Here is a 17,927-nt window from a genome sequence, read left to right on the forward strand (position 1 = left end):
AAGCCATAAGCCATAAGAAAACCCCACACACCCTAGGGTCCGTGGGGTTCACTTACAGCTTGAAGCTTACGACTTACCGCTCCGGCGAAGCCGGTCAGGCGTCGATGCGCTTGTACTTCATGCGGTGCGGGGTGTCGTTGCCGACGCGCTTCTTGTGGTCCGCCTCGTACTCGGTGTAGTTGCCCTCGAAGAACTCCACGTGGGAGTCGCCTTCGAACGCCAGGATGTGGGTGGCGATACGGTCGAGGAACCAGCGGTCGTGGGAGATCACCAGGGCGCAACCAGGGAAGGCCAGCAGAGCCTCCTCAAGGGCACGCAGGGTCTCGATGTCCAGGTCGTTGGAGGGCTCGTCGAGCAGCAGCACGTTGGCGCCCTGCTTTAGGGTCTGGGCCAGCTGCAGGCGGCCGCGCTCGCCGCCGGAGAGCTCGCTCAGGCGCTTCTGCTGGTCGTTGCCCTTGAAGTTGAAACGGCCCACGTAGGCCCGTGAGGAGACCTCGTGGCCGTTGATGTTGAGGACATCCTGGCCGTCGGAGACCGCCTCCCACACCGTCTGCTTGTCGTCCAGGGCATCGCGCAGCTGCTCGACATAGGCGATGTCGACGGTCTCGCCGACCACCACCTCGCCGGCATCGGGCTGCTCCTGATTCGTGATCAGCTTGAACAGAGTCGACTTGCCCGCGCCGTTGCCCCCGACGATGCCCACGAGGGCGCCCTTGGGCACCGTGAAGGTCAGGTCCTCGTAGAGCAGCTTGTCGTCGAAGGCCTTGGCGACATCGTGGAACTCGATGACCTTGTCGCCCAGGCGCGGGCCGGGTGGAATGTAGATCTCGTTGGTCTCGTTGCGCTTCTGGAAGTCGCCGGACTGCAGCTCCTCGAAGCGATTGAGGCGAGCCTTGCTCTTGGCCTGACGGCCCTTGGCATTGCTGCGCACCCACTCCAGTTCCTGCTTGATCGCCTTGTTCTTCGAGGCCTCCTGCTTGGCCTCCTTCTCCAGGCGCTTCTCCTTGGCTTCGAGCCACTGGGAGTAGTTGCCTTCGAAGGGAATCCCCTGGCCACGGTCAAGCTCGAGGATCCAGCCGGCCACGTTGTCGAGGAAATAGCGGTCGTGGGTGACGGCCACCACGGTGCCGGAATAGTCGTGGAGGAATCGCTCCAGCCAGGCCACCGACTCGGCGTCCAGGTGGTTGGTGGGCTCGTCGAGCAGCAGCATGTCAGGGCTGGATAGCAGCAGGCGGCACAGCGCCACGCGGCGTCGTTCGCCACCGGAAAGGTGGCTGACCCGGGCGTCCCAAGGCGGCAGGCGCAGGGCCTCGGCGGCCACTTCCAGCTTGCGCTCGAGATTGTGGGCGTCGGAGGCCTCGATGATGTTCTCCAGGCGCGCCTGCTCAGTGGCCAGGGCGTCGAAGTCGGCATCCGGCTCGGCATAGGCGGCATACACGCCGTCGAGTTTCTCCTGGGCTTCCTTGATGGCACCCAGCGCCTCCTCGACGGTGTCGCGGACGTTCTTGTCGTCGTCGAGTTCAGGCTCCTGGGGCAGGTAGCCGATATTCAGTCCCGGCATGGGCCGGGCCTCGCCCTCGATCTCGGTATCCACCCCGGCCATGATGCGCAGCAGGGTGGACTTGCCGGAGCCGTTGAGGCCCAGCACGCCGATCTTGGCGCCTGGGAAGAAGGACAGGGAGATGTCCTTGAGGATGTGTTGCTTGGGGGGCACCACCTTGCCCACCCGGTTCATGGTGTAGACGTATTGCGCCATGGGAACCCGTTGGTTGGAGGATGTTCAGTGGCCACGATGATAGTGGCCAGGCAAAACAAAAACCAGCATTGTCCCGGGAGGTGACCAGGCCCCAACATCTTGCTCGGCGCTCGGCGCTCGGCGCTCGGCGCTCGGCGCTCGGCGCTCGGCGCTCGGCGCTACTCTTCTTCCTCTAGCGCCCAGTCATCCTCGATGGCACGCCGCAGGCGACGCTCCTCGATGAGGGCCTCGACGCGTCGGCGGGCCTTGAGTGTGTCGGCGCGACTGCTGGGGCGTACGCGACCGTAGTCGTCGTTGACCGCCTCCAGGTAGTCCTGATCGTCATCGTCGGTGGTATCGAGAAGGGGTTCATGGCTCATGCGATAACCTCCCATGGCCCGGGGCCGAACGCTCTGTCGTTCGGCGGATCATTCGATCGCTTCTCGTCCCGGGTATGGAACCTGAAGCGCCTTCAGGCAACGGCGGTTGCCTGAAGGGTATATACCGACAAGAAAGGTCGAGGACAAGCCCCCGGATGAAATTTTTCTCCGCCGTGTTGCGACGCCTCAGTTCACCCCATGCTCGGCCTTGAGCCGCTCGAGTTCTTGCTGCGCCTCGATGCGTTCGGTGACATCCTTCTGTACCCCGATGTAGTAGGTGAGGTGGTCGTCCTCATCGTACATGGGGGTGATGGAGAGCTCGTTGTAGAACAGGGTGCCGTCCTTGCGATAATTGCGCAGTACCTCGCGGCACGGGCGACCCGCCTTCAGGGCCTCGCGGATGGTATCGAGCCCTGGCTGGTGGCGATCCTCGTTCTGCAGGAAGCGGCAGTCCTGGTAGAGGATTTCATCGGCGCTGTAGCCCGTGAGGCGCTCGAAGCCCTGGTTGACGTAGATCAGGATGTTCTCGTCGCCCTCCTGCTCGGCGACCACGATGCCGTCCTCGGAGGCATCGATGATGCGTTCCAGCAGTTCCGGGCTGATCAGGGGGGATCGTTTCATGCAGGGGTTTCCTGTCGCGGTGCCTCTGCCGCATCACATGGCGGCAGGGGGCGGGATATTGCCCTCATCATGGCCAGCCGGCGTCGGGATTTCAACGCGTCGGCGCTGCCTGGGCCGCAACAAGTATACGCTGCAGGCCGTCCTCGTCGCCGGTTAGCCGCTCGAAGAGGCGGGTCTGGCTGATCTCGGGGGCGGCCACCGGCTCTCCCTGGCTGTTATCATCGAGGCTATTATTGTTGCGGCACTCGAGGTTCCATGTCACGTATCCGAATTCACTACTGCACCCAGTGCCACTGGTTGCTGCGTAGCGCCTGGTACGCCCAGGAACTGCTCTCCACCTTCGGCGAGGAACTGGAGGAGGTGGCCCTGGTGCCCTCCCATGGCGGCCATTTCGAGATCCTCTGTGACGGGGCGTCGCTCTGGGAGCGCAAGCGCGACGGCGGCTTCCCCGACATCAAGGCCCTGAAGCAGGCGGTGCGCGACCGCCTCGACCCCGACCGTGACCTGGGGCACCTCGACCGATAAGGAGTCGATCATGCGGCTGACCGATGAGCAGGTTTCCACCATCCATGACACCGTGACCGAGTTGCTGGGTGAGAGGGCGCGTGTCTACCTGTTCGGTTCCCGGGTCGATGACGGGCGTCACGGAGGCGATATCGACCTCTACATCGAGGCCCCCGAGCTTGACGAACCCCGCACCCGGATTCAGGCGCGTCTGCAGCGAATGCTCTGGACGCGGTTGGGCCCCCGGCGCATCGATCTATTGATTCGCTCTGCCGATGAAACGCTGCGGCCTATTCATCGTGATGCCCTGGAACAAGGAATCAGGCTATGACCACGACACCCCGGGCGATACTCGAAGAACAGCTCAAGGTGGCCGAACGAATGCACCACCACCTGCAGCGCTCCTGGGAGGCTATCCAGGGTGACTTGCCGATGGAGGCCGCGCGAGTCAGTGAACTCGACGACGATGCCATCGACCGGGTGGATCTGTTTCTTAGCCGCTTCGGCAAGCTGCAGGATTTCATGGCCAGCAAGCTGTTTCGCGCGCTATCTCGTGCCAGCCTCGAGGATACCGATCAGGATGTCTCATTGCTGGATACCCTCAACCGGATGGAAAAGTTCGGCGTGCTGCAGACAGTAGATGACTGGTTGGAAGTGCGGCTGTTACGCAACGCCTTTGCACATGAATACCTGTCCGATAGCCAGGCGATCGCTGAGAACATCAACCAGGCGGCGCGTCTTTACGATCTGTTGCCCCAAACCTTGCAGCGCTGTCATGAGTTCTATCGCCGGCATATCCTGCCTGAACGCTCTGACGGTGGCCCATGACCGGTGATCGCCAGGCGATGCTCTTCGGCCTGGGGGCGGTGGCGCTGTGGTCCACCGTGGCCACCGCCTTCAAGGTGGCGCTGGGCTACATGTCGCCGCTGGCGCTGATGTGGATTGCCTCGCTGGTCTCCTGGGCACTGATGGGCGTACTGGTGGCACGCCAGGGGCTGCTGGGGCAGGCGCTCCGGCACGGCTGGCGAACTGCTGCCTGGGCGGGTCTGATGAATCCGGTGGCCTACTACCTGGTGCTGTTCGGCGCCTACGATCGCCTGCCCGGCCAGGAAGCCATGGCGCTCAACTACACCTGGGCGCTGGCCATGGCCTTCCTGGCGGTGCCGATCCTCGGCCAGCGATTGACGCGCATCGACGTGCTGGCGGGGCTGATCGCCTATGCCGGCGTCTGGGTCATCGCCACCCGGGGGGCGGTGTTCGACGTGGCCTTCGCCGACCCGCTGGGCGTCGGGCTGGCGCTCTCCTCGACGCTGCTCTGGGCGCTTTACTGGCTGCTCAATGCCCGGGATCATCGCCCGCCGCTGGTGGCCCAGTGGCAGAACTTCAGCGTCGGCGTGCCGGTGCTCACTGTGCTGCTGCTGGCCGGGCCGGGGCTGTCCTGGTACGGCTGGACGGCGCTGGGGGCGGGCATCTATGTGGGGCTGTTCGAGATGGGTATCGCCTTCGTCCTTTGGCAGTTGGCCGTGCACCGGGTCTCGCGCACGGCCAAGGTCTCCAACCTGATCTTCCTCTCGCCGCCGGTGTCGCTGCTGCTGCTCTTCCTGGTAGTGGGCGAGCCGATCCTGCCCTCCACCCTGGTGGGCCTGGTGCTGATCCTCGGCGGGCTCGGCCTCCAGCAGTGGCAGAAGACCCCGGCGCCGGTGGCTCAGATAGATTGATTGCGTCTTTCCTGATGACGTAAGTTCAATCTCTCCATGAACTCATCGTATGTCATGGTCTTGCCGGCTACTCGGCTCTCTTCTCCTAGCCGCAGCAACTCTAACAAGGCTTCTCCCTGCTCTTTGCGCTCTTGTTCATTCCAGTCTGGATTATCCATGGTTTAGCTCCTCCTCGATCATGGGTTCCAGTATAGGCCAGACGTTCTCGAGGATCTGCGGCTGGGCGGCCGCGGTGGGGTGAATGCCGTCGGATTGCATCAGACCGTCCTCCAGTACCACGCCCTCGAGCAGGAAGGGCACCAGCGAGAGATCGTAGTCGTCGGCCAGCCGCGTGTAGACCCCGGTGAAGGCGTCGCGGTAGGCGCGGCCGTAGTTGGGCGGGATGTCGATGCCCAGCAGCAACACCTCGGCACCCGACGCCTGGCTCGCCTCGATCATGTCGGCCATGTGGGTCTCGAACTGGCGCGGTGGCAGGCCGCGCAGGCCGTCGTTGCCCCCCAGCTCCAGCACAACGATATCGGGTTCGTGCTGTCCGAGAAGGTCGGGCAGGCGCGCGGCGGCGCCGCTGGAGGTCTCGCCGCTGATGCTGGCGTTGACCACGCGCGCCTTTCCGTCGAGGCGCGCCTGCAGCAGACTGACCCAGCCGGTTCCCTGCTCGATGCCGTAGGCGGCGCTCAGGCTGTCGCCCATCACCAGCAGCACCGGTCTCTCCGCCGCCTGTGCCGCGCCGCCGGCCAGCAGCAATGTCAACCAGAGCGCCGTGAACCAGCGCCCAGCGAGCCAGCGCGGTGCATGCTGGCCCAACGCACCTACAGGGAAGCCCTTCGCCATGTCCATCTCCTCTCGAACGGATGCCTCGCCGATTCTACACGCTGACCGCCTCGCCAAGGAGGTAGAGAGCGGCGAGCGGCGGCTGCGTATTTTGAGTGACCTGTCGCTGTCGGTGTTCCCAGGGGAGAGCGTGGCGATTCTTGGCCAGAGCGGCGCCGGCAAATCGACCCTGCTGGGTCTGCTGGCGGGCCTGGATTCACCCAGCGGCGGTGAGCTGTCGCTGTTCGGCCAGTCGTTGCGTGCCCTCGACGAGGACGGCCGGGCCTCCCTGCGGGCAGGGCGCATCGGTTTCGTGTTCCAGAATTTCCAACTGCTGCCCACCCTGACGGCCCTGGAGAACGTTCTGTTGCCGCTGGAGCTGTCGCCGAGCCCCGGGGCCGAGGCGCAGGCCCGCGACTGGCTGACCCGCGTCGGCCTCGGCGAGCGCCTGAGCCACCTCCCCAAGCAGCTCTCCGGTGGCGAGCAGCAGCGCGTGGCCCTGGCTCGCGCCTTCGTCACCGGGGCCGAGCTGGTGTTCGCCGATGAGCCCACCGGCAACCTGGACCCGGTCACCGGCGAGCGCATCATCGAGGCGCTGTTCTCGCTCAACCGCGAGGCCGGCACCACCCTGGTACTGGTGACCCACGACCATGCCCTGGCGCGGCGCTGCGATCGCTGCCTGCGCCTGGAGGATGGCCGGCTGGTCGAGATGGCCCGCGACGAGGTGATGGCATGAGCCGAATCCACTGGCCGGCCCTGCTGCGCCTTTCCGGCCGAAGCCTGATCCGTGATCTGCGCTCCGCCGACGTGCGCGCCCTGGCCTTGGCGCTGGCGCTGGCGGTGGCCGCCTCCACCATGATCGGCTTCTTCCTCGACCGTCTCGATCGGGGGCTGACCCGCCAGGCCGGCCAGCTCTCGGGCGGCGACGTGGTGCTGGAGCAGGGCCGGCCCTTCGACGCGGAGGTCCGCGAGGCCCTGGAGGACGCCGGCCTGACGCTCTCCGACCAGGTCGACATGGTCTCCATGATCAGCCGCGGTGACCGCTTCCAGCCGGCCAGCCTCAAGGTGGTCGACGACGTCTATCCCCACTACGGCACGGCCCGCGTGGACCGCGGCGATGGCGTCGAGACCCTGGCGCACGGTCCGCCACCGGGCGAGGCCTGGGTGGCGCCGCGTCTCGCCCTGCTGATGGAGCTCGAGGTGGGAGACCGGATAAGCCTGGGCGAGACCGAGCTGGAGGTCGGCGGCGTGATCGAGCGCGAGCCCGACCAGTCGGCCGGCTTCGGCAACTTCAATCCGCGGCTGATGATGCATCACGACGACCTGGACGCCACCGGCCTCGTCCAGGAGGGCTCGCGGGTCGAGTTCGAGCTGCTGGCTGCCGGCAGCGCCGAGGCGGTGGCCCGCGTCGAACCGTTGCTGGAACGGCTGCGTCGCGAGGGGGTGGAAGTGCGCGACGTGCGCAGCGATCGCCCCCAGTTGGGCAATGCCCTGGAGCGGGCGGAGAAATATCTGGGACTGGCAGGGCTTGCCGCCGTGCTGCTGGCCGGCGTGGCCGTGGCCATGTCCACCCGGCGCTACGTCGACCGCCACCTGGATACCGCGGCGCTGTTGCGCTGCTTCGGTGCCACCCAGCGTGAGCTGCTGCGACTCTTCGTGCTGCAACTGTTGTGGCTGGCACTGGCGGCCTCGGCGCTGGGGGCCCTGCTGGGCCTGGCCGGTCAGGCGCTGCTGGTACAGCTGCTGTCGGCCTTCCTGCCGTTCAGTCTGCCGGCACCCGGCCTGTTGCCGCTGTGGCTCGGGGTATTCACCGCCCTGGCGGTACTGGCCGGCTTCGCCGGGCCGACCCTGCTGCGCCTCAAGCGGGTCAGCGCTCTCAAGGTGCTGCGCCGCGAGCTGGACCCGCTGCCGCCCTCGGCCTGGCTGGTGGTGGGTATGGCGTCGCTGGTCTTCGGCGGACTGCTGTGGCTCTACTCCGGCGATCCATGGATCGCCGCCGGCCTCCTGCTGGGTGGACTGGTGATGCTGGTCGTGCTCTGGGGGCTCGGCGGCGCGCTGCTGGGCCTGGTGCTGCGGGGCCCCCCCCCGCGGGCGCGCGGGGGGGCCCCCGCGGGGCGGCGGGGTGGGGGCCCGCGGGATGGCATGGCCACGGCCGTCCGGCTGGGCGGCCAGCAGCTGGCACGGCGTCGCCATGCCAGCCTCGGCCAGCTGCTGGCCTTCTCGGTGACCTTCTTCGCCGTGGCCATGATCGCCCTGGTGCGTGGCGATCTGCTCACTACCTGGCAGGCCCAGCTGCCCGAGGACACCCCCAACCACTTCGCCATCAATATCCAGCCCCAGGAGCGGGATGCCTTCGCTTCGGCCCTGTCCGATGCCACGGATGCCCGCAGCGCCCTCTATCCCATGGTTCGCGGGCGTCTTACCGCCATCAACGATCAGCCCCCGCGCGATGTCGTCCCTGCGGAATCGCGAGGCGACAACGCCCTGCGTCGCGAACTCAACCTGACCTGGCGCGAGACCCTGCCCGAGGGCAACCGGGTGGTGGCGGGGGAGTGGTTCACCGAGGACCCGCCCGCTTCTGAGCAGGGCTGGCTGGACGAAGTGGACGCCGAGCCGAGTTCCGCTCCGGGCGATGCGGCGGTGCCGATTTCCGTGGAGGATGGCCTGGCCGAGCGGCTCGGCCTGGCCCTGGGGGATCGCCTGACCTTCACCATCGGCAGCGACGAGGTCACCGGCGAGGTGACCAGCCTGCGCAGCCTCGACTGGGAGAGCTTCCGGCCCAACTTCTTCGTGATCTTTCCCCCCGAGACCCTCGAGCGTTTCGGCCACAGCTACATCACCGCCTTCCATCTCGGCGATGACGATCGCGACCTGCTGCGTCAGCTGGTGCAGGAGTTTCCGGGCGTCACCCTGCTCGACGTGGAGGCCATCCTCGCCCAGGTACGCGAGGTGCTGACCCAGGTCACCCGGGCGGTGGAGTTGGTGCTGGGCTTCGTGCTGCTGGCCGGGATCAGCGTGCTCTATGCGGCGCTGACCGCCAGCCTCCCGGTGCGGGCCCACGAGAGCGGCCTGCTGCGGGTGTTCGGGGCCGGCAACCGGTTGCTGTCGCGGATGCAGGCGGCGGAGTTCGCCGTGCTGGGGCTGGCCAGCGGGCTGATGGGCGCCCTGCTGGCGGAGCTGGCGACCGCCGGGATCTACCTGGCCTGGTTCGACCTGGCCCCCAGGATCCACTGGCTGCTGTGGCTGACCCTGCCGCTGGCCGGCGCGCTGCCTATCGGTCTCATCGGCCATCTGCTGTCGCGGGGTCTGCGCCGCCAGGCGCCTGCCGCCAGCCTCGGTCTGCTGGGCGAAACCTGAGGTGCGACCATGAAGACCGATATCTTGCGCGCCCGCCTGCTGGAAGCTCAGCTCGACCTCGCCCATCGTCGCGAGCAGTCGGTGATCCTGCTGTTGACCGGCCACGCCGTCACCCACAAGGGACGGCTGGTCAATGAGCTCAATCACTGGCTGGAAAACCGCCACACCGAGGTGCATGCCTTGGGCCCCAGCAGCGAGGAGCGCGAGCGACCCTACTGGTGGCGCTTCTGGCGACGAATTCCCGATCGCGGCCGTATCGGCATCTTCATTCACGGCTGGTATGGCGATGCCCTCTTTGCCCGGGCCGAGCGGCGTCTTTCGTCGGGGGCCTTTCGGGACAGGCTGGCGGAGATTCGCGCCTTCGAGGCCGAGCTGGCCGCCGAGGGTGTTGTACTGCTTAAGCTGTGGATGGACATCGACCGTTCCACACAACGCCGTCAGCTGCAGGCGCTGCAGAAAGACCCGGTGCGGGGCTGGCAGCTGAACGACACCGACTGGCAGCGCCATCTCCAGCATGCCGCTATCGGCGCTCTGGGGCGCGAGATGCGCGAGGCCACGGCGGCCGACCATGCGCCCTGGCGCCGGCTCGACTTTCGCGATCCGGCGGACCAGCTGCAGCGGGTGGGAGCGCTGCTGCGCGAAACGCTGGTGGCACCACCGGATGCGCCTTCCGTCGTGCCTGGCGTGGTGCCCGATGTGGCATCGTCCGCCCCCTCGATACGCCTTGCCGACTCCCGGTCCAAGGCCGCTCTGGAGAAGGAGCCCTACGCCGAGCAGCTCGCCGAGGCGCAGGGACGCCTGGCCATCAACGCCCGGGAAGCGGCTCGTCGGCGAATTCCGGTGGTGCTGGCCTTCGAGGGAATCGATGCGGCGGGCAAGGGGGGCAGCATCCATCGGATCACCGCGGCACTGGATGCCCGCCAGTACCGGGTCCATCGCATCGCCGCCCCCAGCGACGAGGAACTGGCGTTGCCCTGGGCCTGGCGTTTCTGGCGCCGCCTGCCGGCCGACGGACGCATCGCCATCTTCGACCGCAGCTGGTATGGCAGAGTGCTGGTGGAACGCGTCGAGGAATTGGCGCCCGAGGCGGCCTGGCGACGCGCCTACGGCGAGATCCGCGAGTTCGAGCGCCAGTTGCTGGTCCACGGCACCGTGCTGTGCAAGCTGTTCCTGTCCATCAGTCACGAAGAGCAGTTGCGCCGCTTCGAGGCCCGGGCGGCCAAGCCCCACAAGCGCCACAAGCTCACCGAGGAGGACTGGCGGAACCGCGAGCGCTGGGACGACTATCGCGAGGCCATCGACGAGATGTTTGCCCGCACCGAGGCGCCGGGCGCCGAATGGGCCTTGATCGCCTGCGACGACAAGCGCCAGGCCCGGCTCAGGGTGCTGGAGAGTGTCAATCAACGGCTCGAGGCACGCCTCGTCTCGCCCATTTGAGCTACGCTATATCGGGCGTTTTCCACCATCGATTGCACAGGAGGTGATTCCATGTCGCATCTTTCCCTCAGCGTCTCCCCCCGCCGTGTCGCCTTCCTGGCGCTGGTGACGTTACTGCCTGCTGTTTCCGCCCAGGGCTCGACCGAGCGCCTCGAGGCCGATCTGCGAGGCGTGTTTGGCGAACACGGTGAGGTCACCATCGGCGAGGTGTCGAGCGGGACGCTGCGCTCGCGGGTCACCGCCGAAGAGGTGGTGTTTCGCGGCGAAGAGGGCGAGCGTTTGCTCATCGACCGTTACGTGGTCAGCGGCGACTACGACAGCCCCGACGAGGTGACGCTGGAAGGGGTGCGTCTCGAGGATGAACTATCCGAGATGGCCCTGGTGGAGATCGAGCGCATCGTCCTGGGCGAGCCATCGCGGGCCGTCTTTCCGCTCGACGACAGCCTGGCCCCGCAGGACGTTCGCATCGCTACCCTGGAGATCGACGATATCATCCTGGATCTCTCGTCGGAGCTGGCCCGCGATATGTTTGACGATGCCGAGCTGGACGATGCCCAGGGGCGCATGACGATCGCCCGGGTGCGGGGCGAAGGGCTCAGCCACACGGCCATCGAGCGCTTCGAGATCGCCGATGTGTCCGGCATGGGCGAGAATCTGGGCGAGTTTGGCGCCGGTTCCTTTGCTCTCGGTTCGCTGGTGTTCGAAGGGCTGCAGGGCCTCGATAATGAAGATGAACAACGCCTGGATGCGTTGCTGCTGAGCGACCTTGTCGTCGACGCCGAGCGACTCGTGGGCAGTCTGGCGCGCTTGAGTGTCGATGGCGACTTCAGCGACGGTCAGGGCGGGTTGGAGATCGAGGATTTTCAGGCCGACCTGGCGCGCATGATCGAACTGGCACCCGAGGAAGAGCGGGCCCAGATGCGCATGGCCAGCAACGTGCTGACCGATGGTAGCGGCGACTTGCGTGTCGATGTCGCCCTGCTGGGTAACTGGGAAGAGGGCGATACGCAAAGCCTTATCACCAGCGACAGTCATGTCACGATCCATGAAGCCATCAGGCTGCTGGTCGATGTCGAACTGCCGGTAGTGCTGCCCGAGGGTGTCACCCCTGCGGCCGTGTTCGCCGAAGATGGGGTACTGGAGTCGGCAACGCTGCTGGGTGGCAGCCTGCGCCTGATCCTCGCCGAGCAGGGGCTCTTTGGCCGCATGGCGACCCTGGGAGCGGCCATGGAGGGCATAACCGAAAGCCAGTACCTCGAACAGGCACGCACCCAGGCCGAAGGCTTCGGCATGATGTTCGGTCCCGAAGTGCAGCAGTTCCTGTTGGGCCTGGTGTCCCTGGCCGAAGGTAACGCCGATGAGCTCGAGGTTGCCTTGACGCTGCCGGCGGAGAGCAACCTGGAAACCTACACCGGCGATCCCATGGCGTTGCCCGAGCGTCTCGAGATGCGCGTGGAAACGCGTTGAACGCAGGGGCCAGGGAAATGGGCGGGGGAAGATGAAAGGCTCACGCCCTCGGGATGATTGCCTTTCATGTGAAAGCCTCGGGGGGCTGGGGTATCATGCTGGCCTCAGATTATTCCATGATGCGAGGTTCCCCGCCGATGTTCAGCCGTGACATGACGATTGCCGGTTTCGATGATGCCCTGTTCGATGCGATGCAGAAGGAAGTCGCACGCCAGGAAGCGCATATCGAGCTGATTGCCTCCGAGAACTACGCCAGCCCGCGGGTGCTGGAGGCCCAGGGCAGCCAGCTGACCAACAAGTACGCGGAAGGCTACCCCGGCAAGCGCTACTACGGCGGCTGCGAGTACGTGGACATCGTCGAGCAGCTCGCCATCGATTACGCCAAGGAGCTGTTCGACGCGACTTACGCCAACGTCCAGCCCCACTCCGGCTCCCAGGCCAACGCGGCGGTGTTTCAGGCGCTGGTCAAGCCGGGCGATACCATCCTGGGCATGAGCCTCGACGCCGGCGGCCACCTGACCCACGGCGCCAAGCCCAACTTCTCCGGCAAGCACTACCATGCCGTGCAGTACGGCATCGACGAGGCCGGCCGCATTGATTACGCCGAAGTGGCGAGCCTCGCCCGCGAGCACAAGCCAAAGATGATCATCGCCGGCTTCTCCGCCTACTCCCAGATCATCGACTGGGCGAAGTTCCGCGAGATCGCCGACGAGGTGGGCGCTTACCTGCTGGTCGACATGGCGCATGTGGCCGGGCTGGTGGCGGCCGGCGTCTATCCGACACCGCTGCCCCATGCCCATGTGGTGACCACCACCACCCACAAGACCCTGCGCGGCCCGCGTGGCGGCCTGATCCTCTCCGCCGAGAACGACGAGGCCATCGAGAAGAAGTTGCAGTCCGCGGTCTTCCCGGGCGGGCAGGGCGGCCCGCTGGAGCACGTCATCGCCGCCAAGGCGATCTGCTTCAAGGAGGCCATGGAGCCCGGCTTCAAGACCTACCAGCAGCAGGTGGTCAAGAACGCCCAGGCCATGGCCGGGGTGTTCATCGAGCGCGGCTTCGAGGTGGTCTCCGGCGGCACCGAGGACCACCTCTTCCTGCTGTCGCTGATCAAGCAGGGCCTGACCGGCAAGGACGCCGACGCCGCCCTGGGGCGCTCCCATATCACCGTCAACAAGAACGCCGTGCCCGGCGATCCGCAGAGTCCCTTCGTCACCTCAGGCCTGCGCATCGGCACCCCGGCGGTAACCACTCGTGGCTTCGGCGAGGCGGAGTGCCGGGAGCTGGCCGGCTGGATCTGCGACATCCTCGACGTCATGGCGGCAGGCGACGACACCGCTGCCATCGAAGAGGACGTCAAGGCGAAGGTCGAGGCTGTCTGCGCCCGCCTGCCGGTCTATCGCTGAGGTCCACCCCCGTTGCCTGACCCCCTAGCCTAGGCCAGGGGGCATCGAACGCCCCGCCACTATGCACCATGGCGGGGCGTTTTGGTGTTTGAAATGGGTGCAGAGGCGCCTGGTTCACGTAACAGCATGCCTTGCTCGCTGTCGAGTCGGGCTTATGCCGGATCCTGGCGCGGATTCTGCAAGGTAAATGGTAAACCCACCACCCGTAGCCGGAAATGCCATGCCCTCGACATCAGTCTCACCCCCTGATTCCGCCTGGCGTTCGCGCCTGCTCTTCACCGACCTGGATGGCTCGCTGCTCGATCACCACCGCTATGATTGGGCCCCGGCCCGCCAGTGGCTCGTCCAATTGAAGGCGCTCGGGGTGCCAGTGATTCCGGTGTCTTGCAAGACGCGCAGCGAGCTACTGCCACTGCGTCGTGAACTGGGTCTCGACGAGGCTCCCTTCATCGCCGAGAACGGCGCTGTGGTCGGACTGCCATCGGCCTGGTGCCATGCTCGCCTGGACCGCGGCGTCGGCGCCGATGGCATGGCGGTCCGCTCGCTCGGGGTCGACATTGGCCTCATTCGCCAACGGCTCGCGGTGTGGCGAGCGCGTCTCGATGCGTGCTTCACCACCATGAGCGAGATGTCCCTCGATGAGCTGATGACCTTGACCGGCATGTCGGCGCCACAGGCGAGGCTGGCGCGGATGCGTGAGGGGAGCGAGCCGCTGATCTGGCAGGATGACGAGGCCGGGCTCGAGGCATTCCGCGCAGGGCTGGCGGGCGACGGCCTGCGTCTGGTGCGCGGCGGGCGCTTCTGGCACGTTACCGGGGATTGCCACAAGGGCAGCGCTGTGAACTGGCTGATCGAGCGATTCGAGGCGCTGCGTGGTCAGCGGCCGCTGACACTGGCGCTGGGCGATGGGCCCAACGATATCGCCATGCTCGAGGCAGTGGACCAGGCGGTGGTGATCTGCGGCTGTCACGGTTTGGCCGTTTCGCCCCACCAGCCGGCGCTCTACCGCAGCGAGGCCAGCGGGCCTGAAGGCTGGGCAGAGGGGGTGGACCACTGGTGGGCTCAGCTGCAAAGTCTGGACAACCCCGCGGCGATCTAGCAGCCCGTCGGAGCTGATTGGTCATCGGGGGAGTAGGATGTCAAGACAAGTATCGCGCTCCGAGGAAGCGAACAGACCGCCATTAAACTCGACAAGACAGGGCTTGCGCTTTTTCAGACCGACCTTCAGCGAAAGGCCCCTACCCCCGGTAGGGGCGCTTCTGTTATTCTGCCGCATCTGATTTATCCCGGTTTCGCTACCTTACTCGATCAACGGTGATTCACCCCATGGCAAAGCAACAGGATGCCACCGATCTGCAGCGCGCCCTCAAGGCGTGCCGTAGTTCCTTCGTTTCGGTGGGTTTCTTCAGCATGTTCGTCAACCTGCTGATGCTCGTTCCCCCTATGTACATGTTGCAGGTCTACGACCGGGTGCTTTCCACGCAGAGTGTCGAGACGCTGGTTATGCTCACCCTGGTGGTAGTGTTCCTGTTCATGGTCATGGGTGGGCTGGAACTCGTTCGCTCCCGGATGCTGGTGCGCGTCGGCAATCGCCTGGATACCGATATCAATTCGCGCCTCTACAGCGCCATGTTTCGGCGCAGTGTCGTCTCCCAGGGCCAGCAAAGTGCCCAGCCGCTCAACGACTTGACCAGTCTTCGGCAGTTTCTTACTGGCAATGGCCTGTTTGCCTTCTTCGATGCCCCCTGGGTGCCGGTCTATCTGGGTGTGCTGTTCCTTTTCCACCCCTGGCTGGGGTTCTTCGCTACCTTCGCCGGCATCGTGCTGCTGATTCTGGCTATCGCCAACGAAAAGGCCACCAAGACCCTGCTGGCCGAAGCCAATAGCGAGCACATCAAGGCTCAGGACCTCGCCAACTCCAACCTGCGCAATGCCGAGGTGCTGCATGCCATGGGTATGCTGCCCGGCATCATGGGGCGTTGGTCCGAGAAGCACCACGAGTTCCTGTCCAAGCAGTCGCGGGCCAGCGACCGCGCCGGGGCGCTGACCAATGCCTCCAAGGTGCTGCGACTGCTTGCCCAGTCGATGATCCTTGGCCTGGGTGCCTACCTGGTGCTGCAGGCCGAGATGACGGCCGGCATGATGATCGCCGGTTCGATCATCATGGGTCGTGCCCTGGCGCCTATCGATCAGATGATCGGTAGCTGGAAGGGTTTCGTCGGCGCCCGCGGTGCCTACGGTCGCCTCAATGAGCTGCTGACGCAGATCCCCGAGGAGAATCGCCGCATGTCATTGCCGGCGCCGAAAGGGGACCTGTCCGTCGAGACCGTGGCCGCGGCGCCTCCGGGGGTGCGCATGGCCACCATCCGCGGCATCAACTTTGCAGTGTCAGCCGGCGAACATGTCGGCATCATCGGTCCCAGTGCCGCCGGCAAGTCGACCCTGGCGCGGGTGTTGCTGGGCATCTGGCCGTCCCAGGTGGGCAACGTGCGTCTCGATGGCGCCGAGGTAAGCCACTACAACCGCGATGAACTCGGGCCCCATGTCGGCTATCTGCCCCAGGATATCGAGCTCTTTGACGGCACCATCAGCGAGAACATCGCGCGCTTTGGTGAAGTCGACCCGGACAAGGTGGTCAGGGCGGCCAGGAAAGCCGGCGTGCACGAAATGGTCCTCGAGCTGCCCAACGGCTACGACACCTATATCTCCTCGACCAGTGGTGCACTCTCCGGCGGTCAGCGCCAGCGCATCGGGCTGGCCCGTGCCCTCTATGGCGACCCTGTGCTGGTGGTCCTGGACGAGCCCAACTCCAACCTGGACGAGGCCGGTGAGCGTCATCTCAGTGAAGCGATCCAGAAGCTCAAGGCGGAGGGTGTGACGCTGTTCGTGATCAGCCACCGCACCAGCGTGCTCAAGAACATGGACCAGCTGCTGGTGCTCAAGGAGGGCCAGGTCAGCATGTTCGGTCCGCGCGACGAGGTGCTGGCTCAGTTCGCGCGCAAGCCTGCTCAGGTCAGTCAGTCCAACAGTGCCCGGTTATCCGCCATCCAGGGTGGCAGGGCCGGGCAGAATGATACCCCCGAGGAGCCCAGCTAATGGCAGACGATCGCAACATGCCGTCCCAGCAGGGTGAAATCGATGTCACCCCTCGCAAGCCCGAAACCCTTGAAGGCGAGTATGCCGAAAAGCTGCCCACCAGCGACAAGGGCTATCGTCGCCTGGGCATGGTGATTCTGCTGGTCGCCTTCGGCGGCTTCGGCACCTGGGCGCTGACCGCTTCCCTTGCCGTGGCGGTGGTCGCTCCCGGCAGTGTTTCCATGGAATCCTTCAAGCGCACCGTACAGCACCTCGAGGGTGGCATCGTGGAAGAGTTGCTCGTCGAGGACGGTGACAAGGTGCAGGCAGGGGATCCGCTGGTGATCCTTAGTGACACCCAGGCCCGCTCGCAGCTGGATATCGCCAAGTCGCAGTATCTGATCAACCGTGCCATGGAAGTGCGGCTGCTCGCCGAGCAGAGAGAAGCCGAAATGCTCGACTTTCCCGAGGATCTTCTTGAAAGTGACCGGCCTCGCGTGCAGCAGGTGCTGGCCGTGCAGCAGAGTCTGTTCGTCGCCCGTCGCGAGTCCATGCAAGGCGCACTTGAGTCACTGGACGAGCAGACCAACCAGATGCGCGAGCAGATCGACGGACTTGAATCCCAGATCTCCATTAACCAGCGTCGCGTCAGCTCACTGCGTGCCGAAGCCGAGGACTTCCGTTCGCTGTACCGGGAAGGGCTGGGCGACAATCAGCGCCTGCGCGAGCTGGAGCGTCAGGTCCTGGAGTACCAGGGGCGCATCGCCGAGCATCGCTCGCAGATCGCCAGCCTCAAGTCGCAGATCAGCGAGAACCAGCTGCAGAAGGAAGTGCGCCGCCAGGAGTTCCAGTCCGAGGTTGGCGAACAGCTGCGCAACGCCCAGTCACAGATCGCCGAGGCGGAAGAGCGCATCACCTCGCTGTCCGACCAGGTCAATCGCACTACCATCGTGGCCCCCGTCTCCGGCACCGTGGTGGGGCGTCAGATACACTCTCAGGGTGCCGTGATTCGCGGTGGTGACCCCATCCTGGATATCGTGCCGGGGGGAGATGGCTTCGTGGTCGAGGCGCGAGTGCCCAACCGCGATATCGATAATATCTATATCGGCCAGCATGCCGATATCCGTTTCTCGGCATTCAACCAGCGCCTTACCAACGAGATCGCCGGGGAGGTGATCCACGTCAGCGCTGACAGCTTCGAGGATGAGGCCACCGGCCAGATGTACTACAAGGCCCGCGTTCGCGTCACCGAGGAGGGAGAGAAGGACATGAACGAGCGCATGCAGCTCCTTTCCGGCATGCCGGCCGAGGTGCTGATCAAGACCGGTGAGCGCACCTTCGCCAGCTACATCGCCAAGCCCATCACCGACATGCTGGCGCGCGCCATGAGGGAGGAATGATGCGGGAGAGGTCATTGGGA

General features: G+C 65.5%; 18 protein-coding genes. 12 read left to right on the forward strand and 6 right to left on the reverse strand.

Annotated features, from left to right (window positions below; all coding sequences use genetic code 11):
- Positions 1-94: 94 nt before the first annotated feature.
- From ettA to HALO32_RS17945, 4 genes are all read right to left on the reverse strand, one after another.
- Positions 95-1,756 (reverse strand): energy-dependent translational throttle protein EttA, encoded by a 1,662-nt coding sequence (ettA, locus tag HALO32_RS06570; protein ID WP_151442962.1) that lies wholly within the window; start codon positions 1,754-1,756, stop codon positions 95-97.
- 158 nt (positions 1,757-1,914) lie between these two features.
- Positions 1,915-2,115, reverse strand: coding sequence for a PA3496 family putative envelope integrity protein (locus HALO32_RS06575; RefSeq protein WP_151442963.1), 201 nt, complete (start codon positions 2,113-2,115; stop codon positions 1,915-1,917).
- A gap of 186 nt (positions 2,116-2,301) precedes the next feature.
- Positions 2,302-2,736, reverse strand: a complete 435-nt coding sequence (locus tag HALO32_RS06580; RefSeq protein WP_151442964.1) for a PAS domain-containing protein — start codon at positions 2,734-2,736, stop codon at positions 2,302-2,304.
- 91 nt (positions 2,737-2,827) lie between these two features.
- Positions 2,828-2,998 carry a hypothetical protein gene (locus tag HALO32_RS17945; protein WP_192576457.1) on the reverse strand — a complete coding sequence of 57 codons (171 nt, stop codon included), beginning with the start codon at positions 2,996-2,998 and terminating at the stop codon, positions 2,828-2,830.
- Here HALO32_RS17945 and HALO32_RS06585 point away from each other — a divergent pair.
- Genes HALO32_RS06585 through HALO32_RS06600 form a run of 4 tightly spaced genes read left to right on the forward strand, consistent with a single transcriptional unit; the run spans position 2,992 to position 4,958 of the window.
- Positions 2,992-3,261: a SelT/SelW/SelH family protein gene (locus HALO32_RS06585; protein ID WP_151442965.1), complete on the forward strand. Its 270-nt coding sequence runs from the start codon at positions 2,992-2,994 to the stop codon at positions 3,259-3,261. The genes HALO32_RS17945 and HALO32_RS06585 overlap by 7 nt on opposite strands.
- A 10-nt stretch (positions 3,262-3,271) precedes the next feature.
- Positions 3,272-3,571, forward strand: a complete 300-nt coding sequence (locus HALO32_RS06590) for a nucleotidyltransferase domain-containing protein (RefSeq protein WP_151442966.1) — start codon at positions 3,272-3,274, stop codon at positions 3,569-3,571.
- Entirely contained in the window at positions 3,568-4,068 is a 501-nt protein-coding gene (locus HALO32_RS06595) for a hypothetical protein (RefSeq protein WP_151442967.1), read from the forward strand. Before HALO32_RS06590 ends, HALO32_RS06595 begins: the two co-directional genes overlap by 4 nt.
- Positions 4,065-4,958 (forward strand): DMT family transporter, encoded by an 894-nt coding sequence (locus tag HALO32_RS06600; RefSeq protein ID WP_151442968.1) that lies wholly within the window; start codon positions 4,065-4,067, stop codon positions 4,956-4,958. Before HALO32_RS06595 ends, HALO32_RS06600 begins: the two co-directional genes overlap by 4 nt.
- Here HALO32_RS06600 and HALO32_RS17950 read toward each other — a convergent pair.
- Complete coding sequence (locus HALO32_RS17950) at positions 4,946-5,116, reverse strand: hypothetical protein (protein ID WP_192576458.1); 171 nt, start codon at positions 5,114-5,116, stop codon at positions 4,946-4,948. The genes HALO32_RS06600 and HALO32_RS17950 overlap by 13 nt on opposite strands.
- Positions 5,109-5,789, reverse strand: coding sequence for an arylesterase (locus tag HALO32_RS06605; RefSeq protein ID WP_151442969.1), 681 nt, complete (start codon positions 5,787-5,789; stop codon positions 5,109-5,111). The genes HALO32_RS17950 and HALO32_RS06605 overlap by 8 nt, the downstream gene beginning before the upstream one ends.
- Between HALO32_RS06605 and HALO32_RS06610 the strand changes: the two genes are divergently transcribed.
- The 8 genes from HALO32_RS06610 to HALO32_RS06645 all read left to right on the forward strand — a co-directional run bounded on the left by HALO32_RS06610 (position 5,788) and on the right by HALO32_RS06645 (position 17,907).
- On the forward strand, positions 5,788-6,504 hold the full coding sequence (locus HALO32_RS06610) for an ABC transporter ATP-binding protein (protein ID WP_151442970.1): 717 nt from the start codon (positions 5,788-5,790) through the stop codon (positions 6,502-6,504). The two genes, HALO32_RS06605 and HALO32_RS06610, sit on opposite strands and share 2 nt — an antisense overlap.
- Positions 6,501-9,125, forward strand: coding sequence for an ABC transporter permease (locus HALO32_RS06615; RefSeq protein ID WP_151442971.1), 2,625 nt, complete (start codon positions 6,501-6,503; stop codon positions 9,123-9,125). The genes HALO32_RS06610 and HALO32_RS06615 overlap by 4 nt, the downstream gene beginning before the upstream one ends.
- Positions 9,126-9,134: 9 nt before the next feature.
- Positions 9,135-10,562 carry a polyphosphate:AMP phosphotransferase gene (locus HALO32_RS06620; protein ID WP_151442972.1) on the forward strand — a complete coding sequence of 476 codons (1,428 nt, stop codon included), beginning with the start codon at positions 9,135-9,137 and terminating at the stop codon, positions 10,560-10,562.
- Positions 10,563-10,613: 51 nt separating this feature from the next.
- Complete coding sequence (locus tag HALO32_RS06625) at positions 10,614-12,029, forward strand: hypothetical protein (protein ID WP_151442973.1); 1,416 nt, start codon at positions 10,614-10,616, stop codon at positions 12,027-12,029.
- Between the two features lie 137 nt (positions 12,030-12,166).
- Positions 12,167-13,432 carry a serine hydroxymethyltransferase gene (gene glyA / locus HALO32_RS06630; protein ID WP_151443144.1) on the forward strand — a complete coding sequence of 422 codons (1,266 nt, stop codon included), beginning with the start codon at positions 12,167-12,169 and terminating at the stop codon, positions 13,430-13,432.
- A 220-nt stretch (positions 13,433-13,652) separates the two neighbouring features.
- Positions 13,653-14,531, forward strand: coding sequence for an HAD-IIB family hydrolase (locus HALO32_RS06635; protein ID WP_225809799.1), 879 nt, complete (start codon positions 13,653-13,655; stop codon positions 14,529-14,531).
- Positions 14,532-14,758: 227 nt separating this feature from the next.
- A complete protein-coding gene (locus HALO32_RS06640; RefSeq protein ID WP_151442975.1) occupies positions 14,759-16,528 on the forward strand; it encodes a type I secretion system permease/ATPase in 1,770 nt (589 codons plus the stop codon).
- A complete protein-coding gene (locus HALO32_RS06645) occupies positions 16,528-17,907 on the forward strand; it encodes an HlyD family type I secretion periplasmic adaptor subunit (protein WP_151442976.1) in 1,380 nt (459 codons plus the stop codon). The genes HALO32_RS06640 and HALO32_RS06645 overlap by 1 nt, the downstream gene beginning before the upstream one ends.
- Positions 17,908-17,927 lie beyond the last annotated feature (20 nt).

The organism is Halomonas lysinitropha, from assembly GCF_902500215.1.
In the GTDB taxonomy this organism is placed as follows: Bacteria; Pseudomonadota; Gammaproteobacteria; order Pseudomonadales; family Halomonadaceae; genus Halomonas; species Halomonas lysinitropha.